The organism is Pseudomonas umsongensis (assembly GCF_002236105.1).
Taxonomy (GTDB): Bacteria; Pseudomonadota; Gammaproteobacteria; order Pseudomonadales; family Pseudomonadaceae; genus Aquipseudomonas; species Aquipseudomonas umsongensis.
On sequence record NZ_NIWU01000001.1, the window covers coordinates 415799 to 439617 of the forward strand.

Here is a 23819-nt window from a genome sequence, read left to right on the forward strand (position 1 = left end):
TTTGGTGTTTGAAAAAGGGAGTCGCTGTAAAAGCGAAACCATAAGCCGCCGTTACCGCAGCAATGGATATGTACTCCCCAAACAACTTCGACGTGGCATCGATCAATGTTGGTAGAGGCGCCGATGAAGGTCGGCACTGTCACCGACACCCACCAACCACTCAATAAACATCCCGCAAATAACGCTTCTGCTCACTCATCTGCCGCCAGTAATCAGCGGCGCCTTGCGAGTCCAGTCCACCGTGTTGCTGGGCGACCTGGCGCAAGGCCTGGTCGACGTCCTTGGCCATGCAGCTGGCGTCTCCACAGATGTACAACCGGGCGCCGTCCTGCAGCCAGCGCCAGAGTGCGGCGCCTTGTTCGCGGATGCGGTCCTGCACGTAGATTTTCTCGGCCTGGTCACGGGAAAACGCCAGGCTCAGGTGCGTCAGCAGGCCATCGTGCTGCATGCCTTGCAGTTCGTCGCGGTAGTAGAAGTCGCTGGCGGCGTGCTGTTCACCGAAGAACAGCCAGTTCTTGCCCTGGTCGCCCCGCGCCCGGCGCTCCTGCAGGAAGGCGCGGAAGGGCGCGACCCCGGTGCCGGGGCCGATCATGATCATCGGCACATCACCTTCGTTCGGCACGCGAAAGTGTCTGGCTGGCTGGACGAAAACCGGTACCTCGGCGTCCTGCGCGCGGTCGGCGAGGAAGGTCGAGGACACGCCCTTGCGCTTGCCGTAGCGCACCGCCGCCACGGTGAGATGGACTTCCCGTGGATGCGCCTTGGCGCTCGAAGCGATGGAATACAGGCGCGGCTGCAAGCGCTTGAAGGTGCCCAGGAGCTCGCTCGCCGAGCAGTCCAGTGGATATTCCTGCAGCACGTCCGCCAGTTGCCGGCCCCACAACCATTCTTTCAACTGAGCCTTATGCTCAGTGCCCAGCAACTGTTTCAAACCGGGATTGGCGCTGCGTTCGGCGATGAAAGCCAGGGTGTCGCTGTTGGGCCGAGCGATTTCGAAGTGTTCGGTCAGTGCCTGACGTAACGACACCTCGGCGCATTGATCGACGCTCACCGGCGTCTCGCCATTTAACCGGGTCAAGTCGAGCAACTCGTCGACCAGTTCCGGACAATTGCGCGGATGGACGCCCAGCGCGTCACCCGCCTCATAACCCAGTCCAGAATCCGCCAGGTCCAGGGAAAACATGCGGGTTTCCTTGTGCGGGCTCTGGCGGTTCAGGTGAAGATTGGCCAGCAGCCGCGAAGCATGGGGCTTGGCCTTGCCGGGTGTCTGGGCAGCGCTGGCGGCAGTGTGGCTATGCGCGACGACCACAGCTTCGGGCCTGAGGGTCTTCTGCAATTGCGCCAGCCAGGTATCGGCGCGCTCCTCGAATTCGGTGTCGCAATCGACCCGTTCCAGCAGGCGGGTGGCGCCCAGTTCCTGCAGGCGCTGATCGAGCTGTTTGCCGTGCTGGCAGAATCGGTCGTAGGCCGGGTCACCCAGGGCCAGCACGGCAAAGCGCAATGACTCCAGACGCGTCTGGGCGGTGCTGAGGGTGTGCCAGAAACCTTCGCCATTGTCCGGCGGATCGCCATCGCCGAAGGTGCTGCTGATCAAGGCCAGATTCTGCGTGCTGGCCAACTTGCCGGCGGGGAAGTCGGCCATCGCGCTCAGCTCCACGGCGAAGCCGGCATCGCGCAGGCGCGCGGCCAGGCGCTCGGCCAGGGTTTCGGCATTGCCGGTTTGCGACGCCCAGAGCAAGGTCACCGCGGGGGCATTTTCGGCGGTGACGCCCGCCAGGGTTGCAGCCTGATCAGCTACACCCGCATCAACCCGACTGAACAATCCGCCCAGGAGCCCGTCCAGCCACAGACGAGTCTCGGTGGCCAACGGCGCGCTGGGCGGCAGCACCGGCACCCCAGCCGCCTGGCGCCCTGCTGGCGATTGCAGGCCACTGAGAAAACCGGCGAGGTAGGTGCGCTCACTGTCGTTCAATGGCGGGGAGGGCAGGCAACGGATGCCCGCGAGATCGGCAAAGGTCTCGATGCTCGACATGGCGAGTTCCTCTGGTAAGGGGGATGAGTCGACGGTGGCAGGCGCTGGCGTTTGCAGGAACTGATGGTCGATCAGTTCGACACGTTGCAGGGCGACCGCACAGAATTTGAATTCGGGCTGCTGCGAGATCGGGTCGACGGCATCGTTGGTCACGGCATTGATCGCCAGGTTCTCGCCAAACACATCGTTCCAGTGAAAAGGCGCAAAACAGTTGCCCTGGCGCACGCGGTCGCTCACCACCGCCGGAAGCACGGCCCGACCTCGCACCGAACGTACCTCGACCGGGTCCTTGTCCTTGATGCCCAGGGCGCTGGCATCCTCGGGATGGATCTCGACGAAGGGGCCCGGATTGAGCTTGTTCAGGGTCGCCACCTTGCCGGTCTTGGTCAGGGTGTGCCACTGATGCTGCAAGCGCCCGGTGTTGAGTACGAAGGGAAAGGTTTCATCGGGCATTTCCGCTGGCGCCATGTGCGGACGGGCGAGAAAGATGCCTTTGCCGCGCTCGGTGGGGAAGACGATCGTCGGCTGGCTGCCGTCGGCTTCGACCCTGAGTGCCTGACTCTCGCCATTGTTGAGGTAGCGAATCGGATTGCGTTCCGCCGCGCTAGCGCTGGCGCAGGGCCATTGCAAGGGTTTGTTGCGCAGGCGCGGGTAGCTGGCGCCGCGAATGTCATAGCCGGTCTTGGGGTTCCAGGCGCGCTTGATCTCTTCGAACACCGCGTCGGCAGTGCTGTAGGTGAACGCCGCGGCGAAGCCCATTTCGCAGGCCACCCGCGCGATGATCTGCCAGTCGGGCAGCGTCTCGCCCGGGGGCTCCACGGCTTTTTGCATCAGCGTCAGGTTGCGTTCGGAGTTGATCATAACGCCCTCGGCCTCGGCCCAGAGCGCGCCGGGCAGCAGGATGTCGGCGTAACGGTTGGTCTCGGTGTCGAGGTAGGCGTCCTGGGTGATGACCAGCTCTGCCGCCTGCAGGCCGTCGATCACTTTCTGGCGGTTGGGGCCCGACGCCACCGGGTTGGTGCAGATGATCCAGCAGGCCTTGATTCGTCCTGCGCTCATGTCTTCGAACATCGACACGGTGCCGCCACCGGCTTTGCGCGGCAAGCGGTCGCGGGGGATGCTCCACAAATCTTCGATGAACGCGCGGTCCGCCTCCACCAGCATGGAACGCTGGCCGGGTAGGCCTGGCCCCATATAGCCCATCTCACGGCCACCCATGGCGTTCGGTTGCCCGGTCAGGGAGAACGGCCCGCTGCCCGGCCGGCAAATTGCGCCGGTGGCCAGGTGCAGGTTGCACAGGGCGTTGGTGTTCCAGGTGCCGTGGGTGCTTTGGTTCAGCCCCATGGTCCAGCAGCTCATCCACTGTGCGGCTTCGCCGATCCATTGCGCGGCCTGGCGAATGTCCGCCTCGGGCAGACCGGTGAGGTGTGCGACCTTGTCCGGCGGATAGTCCTCGAGAAATTCCGGCATGGCCTCCCAGCCTTCGGTGAACGCCGCGATGAACGCCGGGTCGGTGTGACCGTTTTTCACCAGCAGATGCAGCAAGCCATTGAGCAATGCCAGGTCGGTGCCCGGCTTGATCGGCAGGAACAGGTCGGCTTTGTCCGCGGTGGCGCTGCGCCGTGGATCGACCACGATCAACTTCGCTCCGGCCTTGACCCGGTCCATCATGCGCAGGAACAAAATCGGGTGACAGTCGGCCATGTTGGCGCCGATGACGAAAAACAGGTCCGCCTGGTCGAAGTCCTGATACGAGCCCGGAGGGCCATCAGAACCGAGGGAGAGCTTGTAGCCGCTGCCGGCGCTGGCCATGCACAGGCGGGAATTGGACTCTATGTTTGCGGTTCCGACAAAACCCTTGGCCAGTTTGTTGATCAGGTATTGGGCTTCCAGCGACATTTGCCCGGACACGTAGAACGACAATGCATCGGGGCCGTGGCGATCGAGGGTGTCGCGCAGTCGGTTGGCCGTCTCGCTGATGGCTTTATCCATGGCAATGCGCACCGGATCGCGGCGGCGTTCCTGGCGCAGGTAGGCGTGTTCCATCCGGCCCGACTCGGCGATGGCCTGGCCGCAGGTGGTGCCCTTGGTGCAGAGCCTGCCGGCGTTGCTCGGGTGCTCCTTGTCGCCGCTGACTTTGACCACGCGGTTGTTTTCGACCTGCATGACGATGCCGCAGCCCACACCACAATAGGGACATACACTGCGTACGGTTTTGCTTGTCATCCTCGTCCCTCGAATCTTTTGCCGGCCGTTGCCGATGCCGGAAACAAAAAAGGCGCCATGCGGCCCACCGTCAGAAAAAACGGGGGACACACGGCGCCTTTGTCGTATGCATGCAATCAGCGTTGACTGCAGGGTTGAGGTGTTCCTAGCAAGTCACGCGCCAGAAATGCCCTTGAGGTCGCGATCGTTGTCGATACGCAGGCGGGCGGGGCTGCGAGCGCACGGCTTTGCCGGATGAAAAGCGCGGTCTTGTGCGGATCGTCGGCGAGGGGAGTGCAGGAGGGAATCGTTGAACAGCGGTTCAAATGAACGGTGCGCACCGGTTGCCTGCACTTTTATAAAGCGCCATGTGCACCCAAGTGCACCAGTCGGTGGCGGTGGCGGGACTGGCGCCTGTTCCGCTCCAGTCCCAACCGCATTATCACTTGCCCAGCGGTGGCGTGCGCGGTGGAATCAAGCGCTTCGAACCACAGGCCTCGAACGCCGACGCCAGGCGCAGCAGGCTCGAGTCGTCATAGGCGCGACCGGCAAAGGTCAGCCCCACGGGCATGCCGATATCCGGCATGACCCCCATCGGCACGGTGACCGTCGGCACACCCAGGTGACGTATCGCGAGGTTGCCGTTGGCCACCCAGACACCGTTGCTCCAGGCGATGTCCGCCGCTGCCGGATCAACGTCGGCATTGGCCGGGCCGACGTCGGCGACCGTCGGGAAAATCACTGCATCGAGCCCCAGCCCATCCATCCACTGCTCAAGATCGATCTGGCGGGTCTGTTCCAGGCCGCGCAGGCCATCAGGCACCGTCGGGATTTGGTCCCACGGGGTAATGCCGCGCTCGGCCATGCGCACGTACTCGTCCATGCCGGCGGCCAGGTCGCCTTCGCGGTTGGGCAAGGTGCCCGGGTCGTGCGGGAAAATCAGTGGCCCGTCGACATCCACCAGACGGTTCAATTTCGGATCGCCGTTGGCCTGCAGGAAATCGTCGAACGCCCAGGCCGTCAGGTCCCACAGCTCGTGATGCAGGAATTCCTTGGACACGATCCCGCGATTGAACACGGTTGGTGCACCGGGGCGATCGCCTTCACAGTTGGAGACGAGGGGAAAATCGACCTCGACGACTTCGGCGCCGGCGGCCTGCAAGGCCTGGCGTGCCTGTTCCCAGAGCCCGATCACCGAAGGCCGGGTGTGGATGCGCTGCCCGGTCGGGCCGCCGATGCCAGGGGCTTCACTGGTGCCGGCTTCAGGGTCGGCGTTGATGTACATGCGTGGTACGCCCAGACGCTTGCCGGCCAGTGCCGCGGCATTGGCGGCCAGGTCCTGGTAAGACGCGGGGCGGACCGAGGCGACGGGCGGAATCGGCACCCAGGGTTGCATGCGCCACAGGTCGCCGCGGGTGTCGGGGTCCTCGGCCACCACCACGTCAAGCACCTCGAGCAGGTCGGCCATGGTCCTGGCAAACGGCACGACGACGTCCATGGTCGGCGTCAACGGCCAGTTGCCGCGCACCGAGATCACGCCGCGTGACGGCGTGTAGGCACACAAGCCATTGTTGGACGCAGGGCCGCGACCGCTCGACCAGGTTTCTTCAGCCAGGCCGAAGGCGGCAAAACTCGCGGCGGTGGCCGTCCCTGCGCCGTTCGAAGAGCCCGAGGCGAAGGGGGCGGTGAGGTAGTCGGCGTTGTACGGGCTTTCTGCGCGGCCGTACACGCCACGCTGCATGCCGCCGTTGGCCATTGGCGGCATATTGGTCTTGCCCAGGCAGATGGCACCGCCAGCACGCAAGCGCTCAACGGTGAATGCATCGCGATAGGCGATCAGGTCTTTGAAAGCCGGACTGCCGGAGGCGGCGGTGAGCCCCTTGACCAGATAACTGTCCTTGGCCGTATAGGGGATGCCATCGAGCGGGCCCAGCGTTTGGCCCTTGGCTCGACGGGCATCGCTGGCCTGTGCCTCTTTCAAGGCGTCGGGGTTGCGCACCACCACCGCGTTGAGCGCGGTGGGCGTCTGGGGCGTGTCGTAGGCATCGATCCTGGCCAGATAAGCCTGGACCAGCTCAACGGCAGTGGTCTGGCCGGATTCGAGCGCAGCGCGCAGTTGGGCAATGGAAACTTCGGTGACTTCGATCATGCGGTGACTGCCGACTGTTGATGGGGGATGCGCTGAGGAGGCATCCGGGTACGCCCGTCATGTTAGCACCGTGATCGCCGAAGTCAGCGATCGACTTGAAGACGCAGGCGCTGGTTCGCCGGATTGAAACAGGTGCGCAAATGGTCGATGACCTGGTCGATCGAAGGCCCTTCAATGGCCGGTAGTTGCGAGTTCTCGCCAAATTCACGCCAGATGAACAGGGTCATTTCAGCGCCATCGGTGAGTGTGCGCGCGGCGGCGCTGGTGCCGAAGTTTTCCAGCAGCCGGTAGCGCTCATCCTCCCAGAACTGGTCCTCGACCCACTGGTAGACCGGTATGTAATGAAAATGGATGGGGAAGCGTGGATCATGGCCGAAGCGGCTGATATAGAGCCACTTGGGCTTCAACTCCGCTTGCAGGGTTTTCTGGATGCTGGCGAGCAGCACGCCCATCTCCACCAGGGCCTGCTCGGGCAGGTCGGACAGCGAATTGGCGTTGTGCCGGGTGCCCAGCACCAGATAGCCGGGGAGCGCCGAAGACATATGGTGGTTGAGGATCCAGTGGGCGGTTTCATGAATGATGAAACGGGGTGCGATGTCCATGGGTCTATGTCCGTTGGCGAAACTGCCGAAGGGGGCGAGTGGGGGTGGCCACGATCGATTCTAAATCCAGCATTGCGCGGTGCGATACGCTTTTTGCGCCGAGTCCATGAGCAGGGCCCAAAGGGTTTATGGCACTGTGCCCTTCAGGTATTGGCAATGTAGGGGTAAACATTGCTCGCGACCACTGGACAAGGGTGTAGCAGGGTAATGCTTTGGTATGAGGCGGGCAGGGGCCGCCAGCCGAGCATGGCAACGGGTTTCACAGGTTCAGCTCGATCACATGGGCGGCATTGAATCGAGCATTTTCATTGACGCCCTCTTTGGCATAGCCCCGGGCATTGCAGATGACCCGGGTGTCGCCGATCCGATAATCGAAGCTGCCATGGGTATGGCCATGCAGCCAAAGCGCGGGCTGCCACGCCTCGATCCGCTCCTGCAGGTCTGAGACGAAACTTGCGTTGATCGGCGAATCGGCGAACGCCGGGCTAATGCTCGACCGGGTCGGCGCGAAATGCGAGATCACTACCGTGGGGATGCCGGGGTCGGCGGCAAAACATTCTTCCAGCCAGGCGACCGTCTGCATGAACAGCATCTGGGAAAGGGCCGGCGTGAACAGGTCTGGGAAGTCAGGCGCAACCTTGATTCGGCTGAAGTCGCGGATCAGCCGGGTGGCCATGTCGATACCCTGCGCCCGATCTTCCGCTCGATCGAAGAGACGGTAGTCTGACCACAGGGTACAGCCCAGGAAGCGTACGCCGTGATGAACGTATGCGGTGCGTTCCAGGACGTGGATCGGAGTGCCTTGCGACAACCTGTGCAACTGCTCGTAGGTAGAGATCAGGTCACTGCCATAAAATTCGTGATTGCCCGCCACGTACAACACCGGCGCCGGGCTTGACCTGGCCCAGTCGATGGCCGCGGCCGGTCGGGAAATGTCACCGGCCAGGACCACGATATCGGCCTCCACAGCCGGGAATGGCATGGCGTCTACGGACAAGTGGATATCGGAAAGCAAGGCGATGCGCATGGAACGGTTCCTGGCAGGATTGAACGTCGTCGGCTGGTTACTTGAGAGGATGACGCACCAGAATCGATTCGTCGATCCGGTCGATGGCGGTGACGCCTGTCAAGGTCATCGCCACGCGCATTTCCTTGGCGAAAATATCCAGCATGTTTTCCACCCCGCGTTGACCGTCGGCCGCCAAGGCATAGGCCATGGAGCGTCCCAGGAGTACCCCCTTTGCTCCCAGGGCCAACATGCGCACCACGTCCAGTCCCGAGCGGATCCCCGAGTCGACCAGCACCTTGAGGTCATCGCCGACCGCTTGCATGATAGGCGGCAAGGCTTGGGCCGTGGAGAGCACACCGTCCAGCTGGCGGCCGCCGTGGTTGGAGACGACAATGCCGTCCGCGCCAAAACTCACCGCATCCCTGGCGTCCTCAGGGTCGAGAATACCCTTGATGATCATCGGGCCCTTCCAGAAATCGCGAATCCACTCCAGGTCGCTCCAACTGATCGAGGGGTCGAAATTATTGGCCAGCCAGCCGATGTAGTCTTCGAGGGTCACGGCCTTGCCGAGATACTTCGATACGTTGCCCAGGTCATGCGGGCGGCCCAGCAGGCCGACGTTGAAGGCCCAGTCGGGCCGGGTCATGGCCTGCAGCATGCGCCGGGACGATGCGTAGGGACCGGACATGCCCGAATGGGCATCGCGATAGCGGGCACCGGGCGTGGGCATATCGACCGTAAACACCAGGTTCTGCACGCCGGCAGCCTTGGCGCGTTCCAGCGCATTTCTCATGAAGCCCCGGTCCTTGAGGACATACAACTGAAACCAGATCGGCTGTTGAGTGTTGGCGCAGACTTCTTCGATCGAACATACCGAGACAGTGGACAGGCACAGCGGGATGCCTTTTTTCTCGGCAGCCTTGACCGCCTGCACCTCGCCCCGGCGGGCGAACATGCCCGTCAGGCCTACCGGGGCCAACACGATGGGCATCGATAGTCGTTGATCGAACAGGGTGGTTTGCAGGCTCAATGCTTCGACGTTCTTGAGGATACGTTGGCGCAGGCTGACCTGCGTCAGGTCGGCGCTGTTGGCCCTCAGCGTATGCTCGGCATAGGCTCCGCCATCGATGTAGTCGAACAAAAAACGCGGCAGCTTGCGACGCGCTGCCTCGCGATAGTCGGATGCGGACGAAATGATCATAGGCCGATGCCTCGGGCTGATGAGGGACGGTGACGTCTGTCGAGCGTGAAGGCAGATTAGCCCATGCAATCGCATCCCTGCAGAAAATGCCATTCAAACCTTTTGTGGCTGCAACATGGACGAAACATAACGCGCCTATGATCCGCCTCAACCAAAACTCAGGGAACGACCCATGAATCGGCCATCAAGAAGCCTGCGCAAACTGCTCGACGCCGTCGCCACCAACAATGAAGGCGCGGCGTTGGATGTGATGCGTGCAGCTGAACAGCTCAAGGACGAAGTGTTGCGCCAACGCTTGCTCAACCTGATTCATCGGCTCAATCAGGACGCCACCGACTTGCGGATTGCGCGGGATGAGATTCAGGGGGGCAGGATCAAGTTGGCGTGAGGGGACAGCCGATCCAGGCCCGTCACTGATTCTTCGCGTTGGCCAGGAAATAGGCGACCAGCGCGTTGGCGTGGCCATGCCCCAAGCCGTGCTCGGTCTTGAGCCAGGCGACCATTTCCATGTGCTTCTTGCTGCTGACGGTCTTGAGCAGATCAAACCAGTGGGTGACCGGGTGCCCGTACTTTTTTTCGATTGAAGGGAAGTACGAGGCGGGTCCTTTCGTTTTTGTCTCTTCAGTCACGTTCAAAACTCCTTTTTTGCCGGGTTATCAGGGGATGTGCCGAGCGCTCTGCAAAGTCGGGGTAATGCTCCCAACGCAGCGCCGGTAACGTTACTTTTTAGCCTGCACTGAAGCTGCCGTCCACTTCTGGCACAAAGTGGGTCCTGCCCTGATAGCCGATGATTGTCTTTCAGGTGTACATATCCATTCCTGCGGTAACGGCCACCTATGGTTTCGCCGTCACGGCGACAAGCCTGTAGGAGCGAGCATGCTCGCGATGGAGGTCAACGATGACGCGGGGAGCCTGACACCCCGCGGTGCTCTCAGGTTTTTCGTCGGAACGCCGCCCGGAGCATGCTCGCTCCTACAGGGCCCGCCGCACTGCGCAGAACCGGAACGAAGCCTCTCGACGGGGTAAGCCGGCTCCTACAAATGCATGTCAAACGCCGTATGATGCTGGCTTCATTGTCGATAAGGACGTCGCCATGTCACCGAACAAGGCTTGCCCCGTCATCCTCTCGAGTACTGCCGGGCCACGCATCCTTCTGTTTCGCCATCCCCTGGCAGGCGTGCAACTGGTCAAAGGCACCATCGAGTCAGGTGAAACACCCGCCGAAGCCGCGCTTCGTGAGTTGAGCGAGGAGGCAGGAATAGACGATGCCTCGATTGTCAGTGACCTGGGTTGCTGGAACGCCGGACAGACGGTCACGCTCGGGCCTCAAGCACTGGAGAGTTGATGCATGAACGCATTCAGAATTCGCGAGCTGAAAAGTACGGATGCGGACGCCTTGCTGGCCTTCGAAATCCACAACCGTGCATGGTTCGAATCGCATATTGATGCGCGCGACCCTTCTTTTTACTCATCGCAAGGTGTCGCCGAACATATCGAAGGCTACTTGTCCGGTTTTGCCATCGGCACCTGGCATCCGTTTGTTATTGAGGACGGCAGCGGAACAATTGTAGGGCGGGCAAACTTGAAAGACATAAACCCATCGACTGGTTGTGCGGAGGTGGGCTATCGGATCGGTCGCGACGCGTGCGGCCAGGGCCTGGCGACACAGGCGCTCAGGCATCTGATCGAGCAAGCGCAGGGGCGTTGGCAACTGACACAGCTGGTGGCTTATGTATTCAAGGAAAATGCAGGCTCAAAAAAAGTGCTGGCCCGGTGCGGATTCCAGCTTGAACAACCCCGCAGCAACGAAGAACCGGAAGTCGAATGCCGATTCGTCCGCGCGCTTGTTCCAGACACTAATGCACAGTGATCGCCCAGGTGATGAACCCTGCAATGGCCGTGGTACAGGTCAAGGCGATAAGGAAAAGAACGTCGACCAGCTTTTCCAGGAAATGATTGCGGTTCACGTTGCTGGTACGCAGCGCCCAGTAGGATAGAAGTGTCGTAATCAGATACAGGATGGCGTTCATCGCAAGAAAATCATCACCCAGGGAGTCTTCACTTCTCAGCGTGGTAACCACCTGGAAAATACCGATGACCGTAATGCATACGCCCACCATGGCCGCCGAAGCGGTAAAGACATGCGCAGATATCGTGCTCGGGTTTTTCGCGAGCGTGCTCGCTCCTACTGGAATCGCGGCAAACGCATTTACAGCGATCTTGCCCGGGCCCCTGTAGGAGCAAGCTTGCTCGCGATGGTCGTCAACGATGACGCAGGAAACCTGATGCCCCGCGGCGCTTGGTCCAATGGCTGGAGGATGAGTTGGATTGGCACGCGAGCCCCGGAGTTTCATACGCGAACCGCGCAATGCAATCCTCAGAAATCAAAGCGGTTCGTTGCTGGCAAAGGTCAGATCGACCAACCGTATGCTGTCGCGTCCGCCACGCTTGGACTGGTAGAGCGCCGCATCGCCTTGCTCGATCAATGCCGCGAGGCTGGCTGGTGGATGGTCGAACAGGTTGGCGCCGATGCTCAGGGTTACCGCTTGCGGTGTGGCGAACGCTTGCGCGGCAGCGTGGTGGAACTGCTCACGCAGCGCGCTGCCCAGCCCGACGATTTGCTCATGCGATGCGTTGCCCAGCAGGATCACGAATTCATCACCGCCCAGCCACGCCGCCAGTGCGCCTTCAGGCAGGACCGAACGGATCATCTCGCTCAGTGTGACGAGCAGGCGGTCGCCAGCCATATGGCCATAGAGGTCGTTGACCTGTTTGAAATTGTCGATATCGATCAACAGCAAGGCACCGGGTTTTGCCGTGGAGACGTTATCGAGCAGGCGCGCTGCTCGCACTTCTAGGGCGCGGCGGTTGTACAGGGCGGTCAACGGATCACGGGCGGCCAGCCGGGCGATGCGTTTCTCACGCCTGTAGCGTTCGGTACCGGTCATGGACAGGGCGATCAGCATGATCGCCATCGCGCCTTCGACCAGGGAAATCTGAATGATCTCGCCACGAAACGCGGCAAGGTCGATCAGCGTGCCGGGAACGATGGCGGTAATTGACTTGGCAAGATAGAACAACCCATGGGCCAACAGCACATAGCGCAGTTGCACCGCCCCCACGCTCAACGACTTGCCATGGGGACGCAAAAGGAAACTGGCCCTGAGTGTCACCAGGGCGACCAGCAGCGAATTGGCCAGCAGCATGGCCTTCGACCACGACGGCTCGTCCGGCAACAACAGCAAGGTCACCCAGGCGACGAAGATCAGGTACCAGGCACGCGACAGCCGCGTCTGCGTGAAGCGCGCGACGCCCAGCAGAAAACACCAGTGGGCCACCACCAGCAGGCCATTGGCGAACCAGATGCCAGCCAGCAAAAGGCCGGCCCCGCGCAGCAAGGCGAGGGTCGACCCCAGGGTGATGGTGGCGAAACCCGCGCTCCAGAACAGCAGCGAGGGTTCGCGAATGCTCCGCCATTCGATCGCCAGGTACAGCGCGGCGGCGGCTGCGAGGGCGGTCGAAATCGTCAACATCGTGGGAGGGTCGAGCGCCATAACCTGTAGAACCTTTCTGATCTGCGGTGAAAGGCGTGATTGTAAAGGCTGGGGCGGTTTTTCGCAGATTTCAGCGCATTGAAAAGTGAAGCCAGATCAGCGCGCCTGCCAATCGCGCATCCATTGCAACCCCTCGCTGGTGTTGCCGCGCGGCCGGTACTCGCAACCCACCCAACCGTTGTAGCCCAGTTGGTCGATGAGCTCGAACAGGTAGGGATAATTCAACTCGTTGTGCAGGTCCGGTTCGTGACGATCCGGCACTCCCGCGATCTGGATATGGCCGATGCCGGCGAAATCCCGGCGCAGCTTCGTCGCCACGTCCCCCTCTACGATCTGACAATGGTAGATGTCGAACTGGACCTTGAGATTGGCCATGCCGACAGCTTTGCAGACGGCCTGGGCCTGATCCTGCTGGTTGAGGAAAAACCCCGGCATGTCGCGGGTGTTGATCGGCTCCAGCAACACAGTGACGCCGACCTTGGCCGCTTGCGTCGCCGCGTGGCTGAGGTTTTCCAGGTAAGTCGCGTGGTGTCGGGCACGGGCTGCTTCGCTCGCCAGCAGCCCGGCCATGACGTGGATGCGGTCATTGCCCAGGATCGCGGCATATTCCAGGGCCTGGTCGAAACCTTCGCGAAACTCCGCTTCACGGCCAGGCAAGGAGACGACGCCTCTTTCGCCTGCCGCCCAATTGCCGGGCGGGGCGTTGAACAGGGCCTGGACCAGGCCGTTGTCGTCCAGCCGCTGTTTAAGTTGTTGCGCGCTGTAGTCGTAGGGGAACAGGTATTCCACCGCCTGGAATCCATCGGCAGCGGCCGCGGCGAAGCGGTCGAGAAAATCGTGTTCCGGGTAGAGCATGCTGAGGTTGGCAGCGAAACGAGGCATGGTGACTCCTGAAATTAAAATACCAGCGTAGGTTCAGTTAAGCGAAAAAGTCCTTGTAGATGCGTAATGCTGTTCACTTTAAGTTGGGTGCTGCAGGCGCATATTTGGATTGGGTGTATATCCATTGCTGCGGTAACGGCCACCTAGGGTTTCGCCCATGCGGCGAGTCACCTGGAAAACCTGTAGGAGTCAGCGGTGCGGCGATCCGACTTGCCGGCGAAGGCGTCCTGACGGCCAATGCGGATTTTGTTGACTGCGTACATATCCATTCCTGCGGTAACGGCCACCTATGGTTTCGCCCTTACGGCGAGTCACTTGGAAAAGCCCCAAGTAACCAAGGGCTCTTGCCCCTGACGTTCGGTGCCTCGCTAGGGCTCGGCATGCCCTCGCTCCGGTCCTGCTCCGTGGGTCGCCGCGATGGGCCATCCATGGCCCAGCGCGGCGACCCACGGAGCAATGCCGGAGTGAGGACATGCCGAGCCCTGGCGAGGCACCGAGTGGTGGGGCAAAGCCTTTTGCTTACTTTTTGCTGGGCCGGCACTCCGGCGTTTGGAAAAGTGAGTCGCTGTAAGAGCGAAACCGCCAGCCGCCATCACCGAACAAACGGATAAGCTCCCAATCCAATCCATACATATAACGTCAAGCTTAAGTGAACAGCATTGCTTGTAGGAGCGAGCCTGCTCGCGAAAAGCCTGAGAGCGCTGCAGGGTGTCAGGCTTCCAGCGTTATCGTTGTCGTCCATCGCGAGCAGGCTCGCTCCTACAAATGCATTTAGCGCAAGGCCCGGGGGGTTACCACTGCACGCCAAACACTTCGCGCAGCTCATCCAGCGCGGCCTGGTCGAGCGGGGCCGGCTTGGGGTTGCTCATCAGCCACAGGCGTGCGGTTTCTTCCAGCTCTTCCAGGGCATAACTGGCCTTCGATACCGAGCTTTCCCACACCACCGGACCCAGGCGTTCGAGCATCACCCCGCGCACGCTGTTGGCCAGTTGCGCCACCCGCTCGGCCACCTTCGGCGAGCCGGGACGCTCATAGGCGATCAACGGGATGTGCCCGACCTTCATCACCTGGTAGGGCGTCAGCGGCGGCAGGATGTCATCCTGCTGCCAGACCCCGGCCAGCGTCAACGCCACCAAATGCGTGGAATGGGTATGGACCACGCCGCCGACACCCGGGTTGCGATCATAGACCTCACGGTGCAAGCCCAGGGTCTTCGACGGTTTGTCGCCGCTGACCCATTCCCCGGCCAGGTTGACCTTGGAAATGGCGGCCGGGTCCAGACGGCCCAGGCAGGCGTCCGTGGGTGTGATCAACCAGCCATCGTCGAGCCGGGCGCTGATGTTGCCGGCACTGCCTACCGTGTAGCCACGGCTGTACAACTGGCTGCCGACGTCACAGATTTCTTCGCGCAGGGCGTTTTCGTTGCTCATGCTTGAACTCCCGCCAGGTGTTTCAGAGCCTTGGCGAAGAAGTCCGGGCCACCGAAGTTGCCAGACTTGAGTGCCAGGGCCAGTGGTTCGCCGGGCGTGCTGACGCAAGCGGGCACCCCCGGATCAATTTGCGCACCGATCTGCAACAGCTGGATATCCAGGGCTTGCACCACGGCCCCGGAGGTTTCTCCCCCGGCGACCACAAAGCGCCGTATCCCGGCCTGGTGTAGCCCGCTGGCTATCCGGCCCATGGCCTGCTCGACCATATTTCCCGCGCGCTCGGTACCCAGTTCACGTTGTACGGCCTTGACCTCATCCGGGGAACTGGTGGCGTAGATCAGTACCGTTTCCGCCGTGTCAGCGACGAAGGCCAGTGCCTGTTCGATGACCGGCGCTCCCGCCGCCAAGGCCAAAGGGTCGATCCGAAAGGCTGGGCGACCGGCCTGCAGCCAGCTCGCCACTTGCCCATTGGTGGCTTGCGAAGCGCTGCCCGCGAGCACCACTTCGCCGCCGTCGACTTTTGGTACGAGGGTGGCGTCCAGCTCGCGAAGTTTGCCAGCCCGTCGGAAGTTGTCCGGCAAGCCCAGCGCCAGCCCTGAACCACCCGTCAGTAGCGCAAGACCGGCGCAAGCTTCGCCCAGCAGATGCAGGTCGGCATCGGTCACCGCATCTGCGATCGCCATGCGCACACCCTCGGCGCGAAGCTGCGTGATGCGCGTGCGAATGCTCTCCACGCCTTTGGACACCGTGTCATGGCGCAGCAGGCCGACTTTGCCCTGACTCTGCGCTTGCAGCACCCGAACAAGGTTCGCGTCTGTCATCGGTGTCAGCGGGTGATGCTGCATGCCCGACTCGCTGAGCAACTGGTCCTGCACGAACAAATGCCCACGAAAGACCGTGCGCCCGTTCTCCGGGAAGGCGGGGCAGGCCAGGGTGAAATCACTGTCCAGCGCTTCCAGCAAGGCTTCGCTCACCGGGCCGATGTTGCCGTCAGCGGTCGAGTCGAACGTCGAGCAGTACTTGAAGAAAATCTGTTCGCAGCCACGTTCGCGCAGCCAGCGCAGCGCTTCGAGCGACGCCTCGACGGCGTCGGCGGCCGGCACGGTGCGAGACTTCAGGGCGATGACGATCGCATCGGCGTCGAGGTGTTCGGCAACCTCGGCGCCGGGTATGCCGATGCTTTGCACGGTGCGCATGCCGCCGCGCACCAGCATGTTGGCAAGGTCCGTGGCACCGGTGAAATCGTCAGCGATGCAGCCCAGCAGAGGGCGGGCAGGGGCATTCAACATGTCGGGTTCCTCATCCGGGCAGATAATCAGTCATGTACTGCTTGATCACAGCGCGGAAATCTTCATCTGCGGTGAAGCCCAGGTCCCGGGAATAGGTGGCACAAAAGGACCCCGGCCACGAGCCGACGATGCGCTCGATCGCCGGATTGCGCTCCAGGCTGATCCGCGCGGCCACTTCCGTACCAGCGACCTCGCGCAGGGCATCGATCATCTGTTCGACGGTAATCGACAGGCCCGGCATGTTGATCACCCGACCCTCGGTCATCTGCTCGCCGGCCAGCTCATGACCATGGATCAGGTTGGCGATCGCCTGCGCTGGCGACATCAGCCAGAGCCGCGTATCGAGGGGCACCGGACACACGCTGGGCTGGCCGTTGAGCGGTTCGCGGATGATCCCGCTGGCGAAGCTGGAAGCGGCCAGGTTGGGTTTTCCCGGGCGCACCACGATGGTCGGCATGCGCAGGCTGCGGCCATCGACAAAACCGCGTCGGCTGTAGTCGGCGAGCAGCAGGTCGTTCATGGCTTTTTGCGTGCCATAGGAACTCTGCGGTGCCCACACCTGATCATCGCGCACGCGTTCCGGCAGTTGCCCGCCGAATACCGCGACGGAGCTGGTCATCACCCATTTTGGGCAGGTACCGAGCAAGCGAATGCGTTCGAGCATGTTCTGGGTCGCGGTGAAGTTGATGCGCATGCCCAGTTCGAAGTCGGCCTCCGCCTGGCTGGAAACCACCGCAGCCAAATGGAAGATGCTGTCGGTGCTGGCGTCGATCAGGCTGTCCAGCACTTCAGGGTTGGCGATATCGCCACACACCACCATTACCCGCGGATCATCGATGCCCTCGAGCGCGACCCTGTCGAAGGCGACGATTTGCCCGATGGGCTGGGGCTGGCCTGCACGGTCGGTCAGCGAGCCGCGCAGCAGCAGGGCTTCGATCAGACGGCGGCCAAGGAAGCCGGCTGCACCGGTCACGAGAATTTTCATGAGTTACTCCAAACGTCAACGGTTGACGAGTTTTCCGGGAATTCGGAAGACCAGCAGGGCGCCGAGGAACAACGCGCTTGCCATCACATACATGCCGATCGTGGTGCTGTGGGTCGTGTCCTTGAGGAAGCCCATCAGGTACGGCGAGACGAAACCCGCGAGGTTGCCCCAGGAGTTGATCAGGGCAATGCCGGCGGCCGCGGCGGTGCCACCGAGGAAGGCGGTAGGCAGGCTCCAGAACAGCGGCAGGGTGCTCATGGCCCCCATGGAACCCAGGGTCAGGCCGATCATCGAAATCGTGAAGTTGTCGCTCCAGGTGGCGGAGATGAACAGGCCGATACCGCCCAGCACCGCGGTCAGCGCCAGGTGCCAGCGACGCTCGCGCAACCGGTCGGCGCTACGCGACACCAGGATCATGGTCATTGCGGCGGCGGCATAAGGAATGGCGGTGAGCATGCCGACCTGCAAGACATCGCTGACGCCGGCCTGGCGGATCAGCGTCGGCAACCAGAATCCCACGGTATAGAAGCCGGCGATCATGCAGAAATAGATCGCCGTCAGCAGCCAGATGCGCGGCTGCAGAAACACCTCTTTGAGGCTGTGGGTTTGATGGCCAGCGGTTTCGGCGTCGATACGGGTCTGCAGCAGGGTTTTCTCTTCCCGGGTGAGCCAGCCGGCACTGGAGATGCGGTCGCTGAGGCAGAAGATCACCAGGATACCGACGGCGATCGAAGGCAGCCCTTCAAGGAAGAACAGCCATTGCCAGCCGGCAAACCCATGGTCACCGTTGAAGGCGCTCATGATCCAGCCGGACAGGGGCGCACCGATCAGTCCCGAGAGCGGCACCGCCGTGGCGAACAGGGCGTACATCTTGCCGCGGCGATGGGTCGGGAACCAGTAGGACAGGTAAAGGATGACGCCCGGGTAGAACCCGGCCTCGGCGATGCCCAGCAGGAAGCGCATGATGTAGAAGGACATCGGCGTACTGACCAGGGCCATGGCCGAGGAGATGATGCCCCAGGTGATCATGATGCGCGCGATCCACAACCGCGCACCGACACGATGCAGGATCAGGTTGCTGGGAATTTCCACGAGGAAATAGGCAATGAAGAAAATCCCTGCGCCGAGACCGTAGACGGCTTCGGAAAATTGCAGATCGTCGGACATCTGCAATTTGGCGAAACCCACGTTCACCCGATCCAGATAAGCGACGAGGTAGCACAGCAACAACAACGGCAGGATCCGCCACGCGGCTTTGCGATATGCAAGGTCCTCGAAGCGATCGGCGGGCGCGATGGCACCGGTTTGAATCACAGATTCAGTCATGTGTTTCCCCCATCCTTATTTTTGTAGTGGGTGACGTTGTTTTTATCGGACTTACATGAAGATCGGTTTTTTATCATAATACGTCATACGAATTCAAGGCGCAGAATTCAAAGAGGACGACGGGTCTAAAATGCAGTACCGTTCACCGATTTGAGCCCAGAGATGCCTATGCCCACTCCTGACAAATCCCCCTGTTCCGCCGAGGCACTGGCCGTTCTGAAGGACTCCGCCAAGGGCACGCTGTCCGATCAGGTGACGGCGGCCCTGAAGGCCTATATCGCCAACGGCGAAGTACTGCCGGGTGCTCGCCTGCCCACTGAGCCCGTGCTCTCGGAGCGTTTCGGGGTGAGCAGGACGGTCATCCGCGAGGCGATCTCGCGCCTGAAGTCAGCCGGCCTGGTCGAGGTCCGCCAAGGCAGCGGCACCGTCGTCAGCGAAGGTGCGCACATCAAGGCGTTCACCATCGACCTGGACGTCAGCGGGTCGATCGAGGCGGTATTGCGGGTCACCGAACTGCGCCGCGGTATCGAAGGAGAGGCGGCGGCACTGGCGGCACAGCGGCATTCACCGGCGCAACTGGAGGCCATCCACCAGGCGCTCAAGGCCATCGATGCCGCCGAGCAAGCGGGGCGCGATGGCGTCGAGGAAGACCTGGCGTTCCATCACTCCATTTCCAGGGCGACGGGCAATCCGTTGTACCCGTCACTGCACGAATTCATCGCTCAGTACATCAAGGAAGCAATCCGCATCACCCGCTCCAACGAGGAACGCCGCCATGATCTGGCCAGGACGGTGCATGTCGAACACTCCGCCGTGTACGAGGCCATCGCCGCACGAGACCCCGAAGGCGCGCGCCATGCCGCGCTCAACCACATCAACAATGCGGTCGAGCGGCTCAAGAGTGCCGATCCCGCGTTCTGGCAGAATCCGGGGGCGAGAACCTCTTAGCCTGATCTGTAACGGCCCGGATTACCGGCGGTGGCGTCCTCGAATATTGCATTTACCTTTCTGGCCTCATCGCTGGCAAGCCAGCTCCTACAAAAGCTGCGTAGGGCGTTGACTCATGGGTGCCGGATTTCCTGCCAATGTCTTACAGCAGGCTCCACGACACCCCGACATACACCCCCAAACCTTCACCCGGCGTCGACCGCGCCGCGTCCAACCCTTTATCGTCGTAGCCCGGCGTGACAGTGGCGGCGTAGTGCTTGTCGGTCAGGTTGCGCATGTCCACCCAGGTCTGCCAGTCACCCTTGGGCGCGTTGTAGCCCAGGGTCGCGCCGAACAGTGCGTAGGGATCGGCGTAGTAGCTGTTGGCGTAATCGACCGCGACCTTGGACACCCATTGCGTGTTGAGCGCGGCGAAGAAGCCCTGGGGCCAGTCGTAGCGCAGTTCGCCCTGGTAGTAGTGCATCGGCAGGCCTGGCAGGCGGTTGTCGCCGAAGCGCTCGTCGTCCTGGTAATGGAAGTCACTGAAGGTGTAGCTCTGGCGCAGGCTCAGTTGACCGCCATCGTTACCCGACCACAGGTTGCTCGACAGGCTGGCTTCCACGCCCTGGTGCACGGTAGGGCTGGCATTGAGTTCGTAGGGCGTGGTGGCGTTGGCATCCGGTAACACCGAGAGCAATTCGTGGCGTACCTGGGCGTAGTACCAGGCCAGGCTCCATTGGCCCATCGCGCTGTCGCCGCGCCCGCCCAGTTCCAGGGTGGTCGCGGTCTGGTTTTGCAGCTCTATCGGGTCGCGCTGGGTGCCGGTAGCAGGGCCGCTGCCTTCGGGGAAGCGGATGTTGGAGCTGTAGATCAGCGACCAGGGGTGCGGTGCCTCGACCGAGCGGCTGAGGTTGCCGAACAGTTGCAGGTCGGGTGTCAGTTGGTAGCGCAGGCCCACGCGAGGAGCATAGTCCCAGTCGCCCTGACTAGTCTTGCCACCGCCTTGCGGGTAGGTCACCGCGCTTTCCCGGCGGGTGTAGATGGCCGCCAGGCCCGTGGTCAGCCATAGGTCGTCTGCAATCTCCAGGTCATTGCCCGCATGCAGGACGCTGTCCGAACCCTGGTAGGTGAAGTTGCGCATGGGCGTGCCTGGCGCATAACCGGCCGTGTTGCCGGTGGGGATGCGCACCTGCTCGCTGGCGCCGGCGTTGGGCAGGTGCTTGGTCATGCGCAGGCCCAGCGTGCTCTGGCTTTGCAGGCCCCAGAGGGTGTCGCGACGCTTGTAGTCGAGGGTGCCGCTGACATCCGTGTAGGCCACCTTCAGGCGGTTGGGACCTTCGCGCAAGTCCATGGGGTAGTCATGGTAGGCAAGGCCGGCCTGGATGCTCGAATCGTCATCGATGAACCAGGTGGTCTTGTTGCCGATGAAGGTGCTGCCCGGCTGTTCACGGCGATCGTCGCGCGCCACGTAGGCAGGGTTGGCCGCGCGCGGGTCGTGCTCGATGCTGTGCTTGGTGACCCGGCCGGCGAGGTCGTTGTCGGTCTGGCGGTAGCGCAGGTAGAAGCGCGTTTCCAGGTTCGGGTTGAAGCGATAGCCGAAGTTGGCGATGGCGCCCTGGCTCTCGCTGGCGGAGTGATCCTGGTAGCCGTCCGAACGGGCGTCGGTCAGGGCCAGGTAGTAGTCGAAGTCCCCCAGCACCTGCCCGGAGCTGACCTGGCGCTGCTGATAACCGTGGCTGCCCGTGGCATAGCGTACCTGCAACCGTGGTGCGTTGTAGCCGGTATGGCTGACGTAATCGATGGCCCCGCCCAAAGCCAGGGCACCGCGGTCGAAACCGTTGGCGCCGCGCAGCACCTCCACATGGTCAAGCCATAGCGGCTCCAGCAGCTCATAGGGCGTGCCGCCGGGACCGGTCAGCGGCAGGCCGTCGAGCATGGCGTACAGGCCCGAGGCATGGGCGCCCGGCGCACGGTTGATGCCCGACCCGCGGATCGAGATCTTCACGCCTTCATTGCCTGCCGACTGGGCATAGATGCCTGGCTGATAAGCCAGCACATCCTGATTGCTCGCTACCCGGCCCTGCAGGGGGCGGCGCATGTCGACCACGTTGGTGCCGCCGGGTACCTGGTCGAGCCGCGCCTTGGCGTCCTCGATCCCCTGGTCCTCGTCACTCTGGTCTTCGGCCCCGATCAGCACTTGCCCCAACTCCAGGCCCTGGCCCTGGGCGATCGCCGGACAAACAAGGGCCAGGCCCAGCAACGCGGCGGACAGGGATTGGGGCGAGGGCATTGAGAAAACTCCAGACAGGGGGAAACGGGCAGTGAAGTCTGCGACGCATGAAAGAACGAACGGAGCACATGATGATTTTGCTGTTGCGCCAGGAACAGGCTTATCGGCAGGGGCGAGCCTGGCGTGAAATGGCGACCGTCCATGTCGTCGCGCTGCGGGAGGGCGCCTACTGTCGAACAGGCGCAAGGTTCACTGTACGAGCGAGCATGCTCGCGATGGTCGTGAACGATAACGCGTTGAACCAGATGCCCCGCGGCGCCCTCTGGTTTTTCGCGAACATGCTCGCTCCTACAGGTAGGCAGTCGCGGTTGTTTCAGAGTTTGTTCAACGCTGCTTCCGCCGCCGCGATTTCAGCCTGGCGCTTGAGGATCACGTCGCCTACCGGCGGTCCCTGGAAGCGTCGCGCTTCGAAACCGAACCAGACGATGGCCGTCAACACCAGGAAGCCGATGGTGATGTACAACGCCCAGTCGTTCGGTGGCTGGATGCCGATGACGAAAATGATCACCATCGACACGACCGAGAGCAGGGCGAACACCGTGTACCAGAAGCGCCCCATGTTCCACGGCCCCATGGTCGGCCATTTTGCGCTCCCGTAGGCAAACAGGCCCAGTACGATGGGAATGATGAAGGAGAAGAACAGGAAGATCACCGTGCAGGAGACCACGATGGTGTACACCGGCGTTTCTCCGATCGATATCACCGACGATCCCCAGACGAACAGCACCGCCAGTGTGGCACCGGTCCAAATGGCTGCCACCGGGCTGCGAAAGGTTGGCGAAACCGAGGCCAGGGCTTTGGAGCAAGGCAGGCCGCCGTCGCGGGAAAACGCGAAGATCATGCGTGAAACCGAGGTCACGGTCGCCAGGCCACAGAGCACCTGCGAGATGAAAATCGCCACGTACAAGCCGTCCTTGAGCAGCGGGTTAACTTGGGTATTCATGGCCCAGAAGAACACGCTCCAGCCTTGCTTGGCCGCTTCGTCCATGCTCGGCAACATCAGCACGAATGCGCTGAGCATCACCCAGCCGAACAGCAGCGACCAGACCACCGACATGACCATTCCCCGCGGCACCGACATGGCCGCATTACGGGTTTCCTCTGAGGTGTGGGCAGAGGCGTCGTAGCCAGTGATGGTGTAGATCGGCAGCAGCAGGCCGAGCATGAAGACCCAGCCGTTGGAGACTTCCGGCCAGACGCCGCCACCCGCCGCGCCAGAGTAGTTGCCGAAGGTCACCAGCCGTGAGAATTCGTAGCTGGGGGCTGATATCAGGCAGACGATGGTCAGCGCCAGTGCGGTGGCGAAGATCAGGTAGCCGGAGAAATCGGTGAGCCTGGCGGTCAGGCCGATCCCCAGGTGATTGCACAGGGCCTGGAGACCCGTGAGGATCGCCAGGAAAATCACCCGGGTCGTGGTGGTGTCTTCCATGCCCAGCGTGGGGCCAAAGGCGCCGAAAAAGAAGTAATAGGTGCCGACGTTGATCGCCCCGAGCACCGTGACCAGCCCCAGCAGGTTGAACCAGGCCGTGAGCCAGCCGGTAAAACGGTTGCCGAGGATCGAGCCCCAGTGATACAGGCCGCCTGCGGTGGGGTAGGCCGAGGAAATCTGCGCCATGGCCAGGGCGAACACGCCGGAAATCAGGCAACCAATCGGCCAGCCGATACCGATCGACGCACCGCCGGCGCCCGAGGTGCCCTGCGCCAGTGAGTTGATGCCACCGGAAAGGATGCAGATGATCGAAAAGGAAATCGCAAAGTTGGAGAAAACCCCCATTCTTCGCGACAACTGCTGGGCGTAGCCCATGCTGTGCAGCACCTTGACGTCATCGTCGTGCGCGTCGGTGCCGGGCTGGCTTGCTGGGTTCATTGTCGTGTGCCCCTTCAGGTTTTGATACGCAGCCATCCGGCGCTCCGGATGGATTGGCTTTCAACCCCTTG

General features: G+C 62.1%; 18 protein-coding genes and 1 pseudogene. 4 read left to right on the top strand and 15 right to left on the bottom strand.

Going from position 1 to position 23819, the window contains the following annotated elements; translation table 11 throughout:
* Positions 1–160: 160 nt before the first annotated feature.
* The 5 genes from PSUM_RS01935 to lldD all read right to left on the bottom strand — a co-directional run bounded on the left by PSUM_RS01935 (position 161) and on the right by lldD (position 9198).
* A complete protein-coding gene (locus PSUM_RS01935; RefSeq protein WP_083348867.1) occupies positions 161–4258 on the bottom strand; it encodes a bifunctional nitrate reductase/sulfite reductase flavoprotein subunit alpha in 4098 nt (1365 codons plus the stop codon).
* Between the two features lie 421 nt (positions 4259–4679).
* Positions 4680–6386 (bottom strand): amidase, encoded by a 1707-nt coding sequence (locus PSUM_RS01940; protein WP_083348868.1) that lies wholly within the window; start codon positions 6384–6386, stop codon positions 4680–4682.
* Between the two features lie 83 nt (positions 6387–6469).
* Positions 6470–6988 carry an HIT family protein gene (locus PSUM_RS01945; RefSeq protein ID WP_083348869.1) on the bottom strand — a complete coding sequence of 173 codons (519 nt, stop codon included), beginning with the start codon at positions 6986–6988 and terminating at the stop codon, positions 6470–6472.
* Positions 6989–7247: 259 nt separating this feature from the next.
* Positions 7248–8015 (bottom strand): metallophosphoesterase, encoded by a 768-nt coding sequence (locus PSUM_RS01950; protein ID WP_083348870.1) that lies wholly within the window; start codon positions 8013–8015, stop codon positions 7248–7250.
* Between the two features lie 37 nt (positions 8016–8052).
* Positions 8053–9198: an FMN-dependent L-lactate dehydrogenase LldD gene (gene lldD / locus PSUM_RS01955; RefSeq protein WP_020800052.1), complete on the bottom strand. Its 1146-nt coding sequence runs from the start codon at positions 9196–9198 to the stop codon at positions 8053–8055.
* A gap of 172 nt (positions 9199–9370) precedes the next feature.
* Here lldD and PSUM_RS01960 point away from each other — a divergent pair, with 172 nt between their 5' ends.
* On the top strand, positions 9371–9586 hold the full coding sequence (locus PSUM_RS01960) for a hypothetical protein (protein ID WP_083348871.1): 216 nt from the start codon (positions 9371–9373) through the stop codon (positions 9584–9586).
* A gap of 22 nt (positions 9587–9608) precedes the next feature.
* On the opposite strand, the gene PSUM_RS01965 is transcribed toward PSUM_RS01960, so the two are convergent.
* Entirely contained in the window at positions 9609–9827 is a 219-nt protein-coding gene (locus tag PSUM_RS01965; RefSeq protein ID WP_020800050.1) for a DUF4287 domain-containing protein, read from the bottom strand.
* Positions 9828–10291: 464 nt separating this feature from the next.
* Between PSUM_RS01965 and PSUM_RS01970 the strand changes: the two are divergent.
* Together PSUM_RS01970 and PSUM_RS01975 are read left to right on the top strand one after the other, a co-directional pair.
* Positions 10292–10501 (top strand): annotated as a pseudogene (locus tag PSUM_RS01970) (NUDIX domain-containing protein); the annotation flags it as partial.
* A 45-nt stretch (positions 10502–10546) separates the two neighbouring features.
* Positions 10547–11068, top strand: coding sequence for a GNAT family N-acetyltransferase (locus PSUM_RS01975; protein WP_083348872.1), 522 nt, complete (start codon positions 10547–10549; stop codon positions 11066–11068).
* On the opposite strand, the gene PSUM_RS31990 is transcribed toward PSUM_RS01975, so the two are convergent.
* The 7 genes from PSUM_RS31990 to PSUM_RS02015 form a co-directional block, all read right to left on the bottom strand.
* The gene (locus PSUM_RS31990) at positions 11055–11552 is read right to left on the bottom strand and encodes a hypothetical protein (RefSeq protein WP_231989909.1); all 498 of its coding nucleotides are present in this window, start codon (positions 11550–11552) and stop codon (positions 11055–11057) included. The genes PSUM_RS01975 and PSUM_RS31990 overlap by 14 nt on opposite strands.
* 30 nt (positions 11553–11582) lie before the next feature.
* The gene (locus PSUM_RS01985) at positions 11583–12752 is read right to left on the bottom strand and encodes a GGDEF domain-containing protein (protein ID WP_083348873.1); all 1170 of its coding nucleotides are present in this window, start codon (positions 12750–12752) and stop codon (positions 11583–11585) included.
* Between the two features lie 96 nt (positions 12753–12848).
* Complete coding sequence (otnI, locus tag PSUM_RS01990) at positions 12849–13634, bottom strand: 2-oxo-tetronate isomerase (RefSeq protein WP_033044559.1); 786 nt, start codon at positions 13632–13634, stop codon at positions 12849–12851.
* Between the two features lie 791 nt (positions 13635–14425).
* Positions 14426–15064, bottom strand: a complete 639-nt coding sequence (gene otnC, locus PSUM_RS02000; RefSeq protein ID WP_020796427.1) for a 3-oxo-tetronate 4-phosphate decarboxylase — start codon at positions 15062–15064, stop codon at positions 14426–14428.
* Positions 15061–16353, bottom strand: coding sequence for a 3-oxo-tetronate kinase (otnK, locus tag PSUM_RS02005; protein WP_020796426.1), 1293 nt, complete (start codon positions 16351–16353; stop codon positions 15061–15063). The genes otnC and otnK overlap by 4 nt, the downstream gene beginning before the upstream one ends.
* Positions 16354–16363: 10 nt before the next feature.
* The gene (gene denD / locus PSUM_RS02010) at positions 16364–17338 is read right to left on the bottom strand and encodes a D-erythronate dehydrogenase (protein ID WP_020796425.1); all 975 of its coding nucleotides are present in this window, start codon (positions 17336–17338) and stop codon (positions 16364–16366) included.
* Positions 17339–17353: 15 nt separating this feature from the next.
* Positions 17354–18664 carry an MFS transporter gene (locus PSUM_RS02015; protein WP_020796424.1) on the bottom strand — a complete coding sequence of 437 codons (1311 nt, stop codon included), beginning with the start codon at positions 18662–18664 and terminating at the stop codon, positions 17354–17356.
* Positions 18665–18826: 162 nt separating this feature from the next.
* Here PSUM_RS02015 and PSUM_RS02020 point away from each other — a divergent pair, with 162 nt between their 5' ends.
* Entirely contained in the window at positions 18827–19612 is a 786-nt protein-coding gene (locus PSUM_RS02020; protein ID WP_033043139.1) for a FadR/GntR family transcriptional regulator, read from the top strand.
* Positions 19613–19754: 142 nt separating this feature from the next.
* On the opposite strand, the gene PSUM_RS02025 is transcribed toward PSUM_RS02020, so the two are convergent.
* Both PSUM_RS02025 and PSUM_RS02030 read right to left on the bottom strand, forming a co-directional pair.
* The gene (locus PSUM_RS02025) at positions 19755–21881 is read right to left on the bottom strand and encodes a TonB-dependent receptor family protein (protein WP_083348874.1); all 2127 of its coding nucleotides are present in this window, start codon (positions 21879–21881) and stop codon (positions 19755–19757) included.
* 313 nt (positions 21882–22194) lie between these two features.
* Positions 22195–23748, bottom strand: coding sequence for an amino acid permease (locus PSUM_RS02030; protein WP_083350147.1), 1554 nt, complete (start codon positions 23746–23748; stop codon positions 22195–22197).
* Positions 23749–23819: the final 71 nt, after the last annotated feature.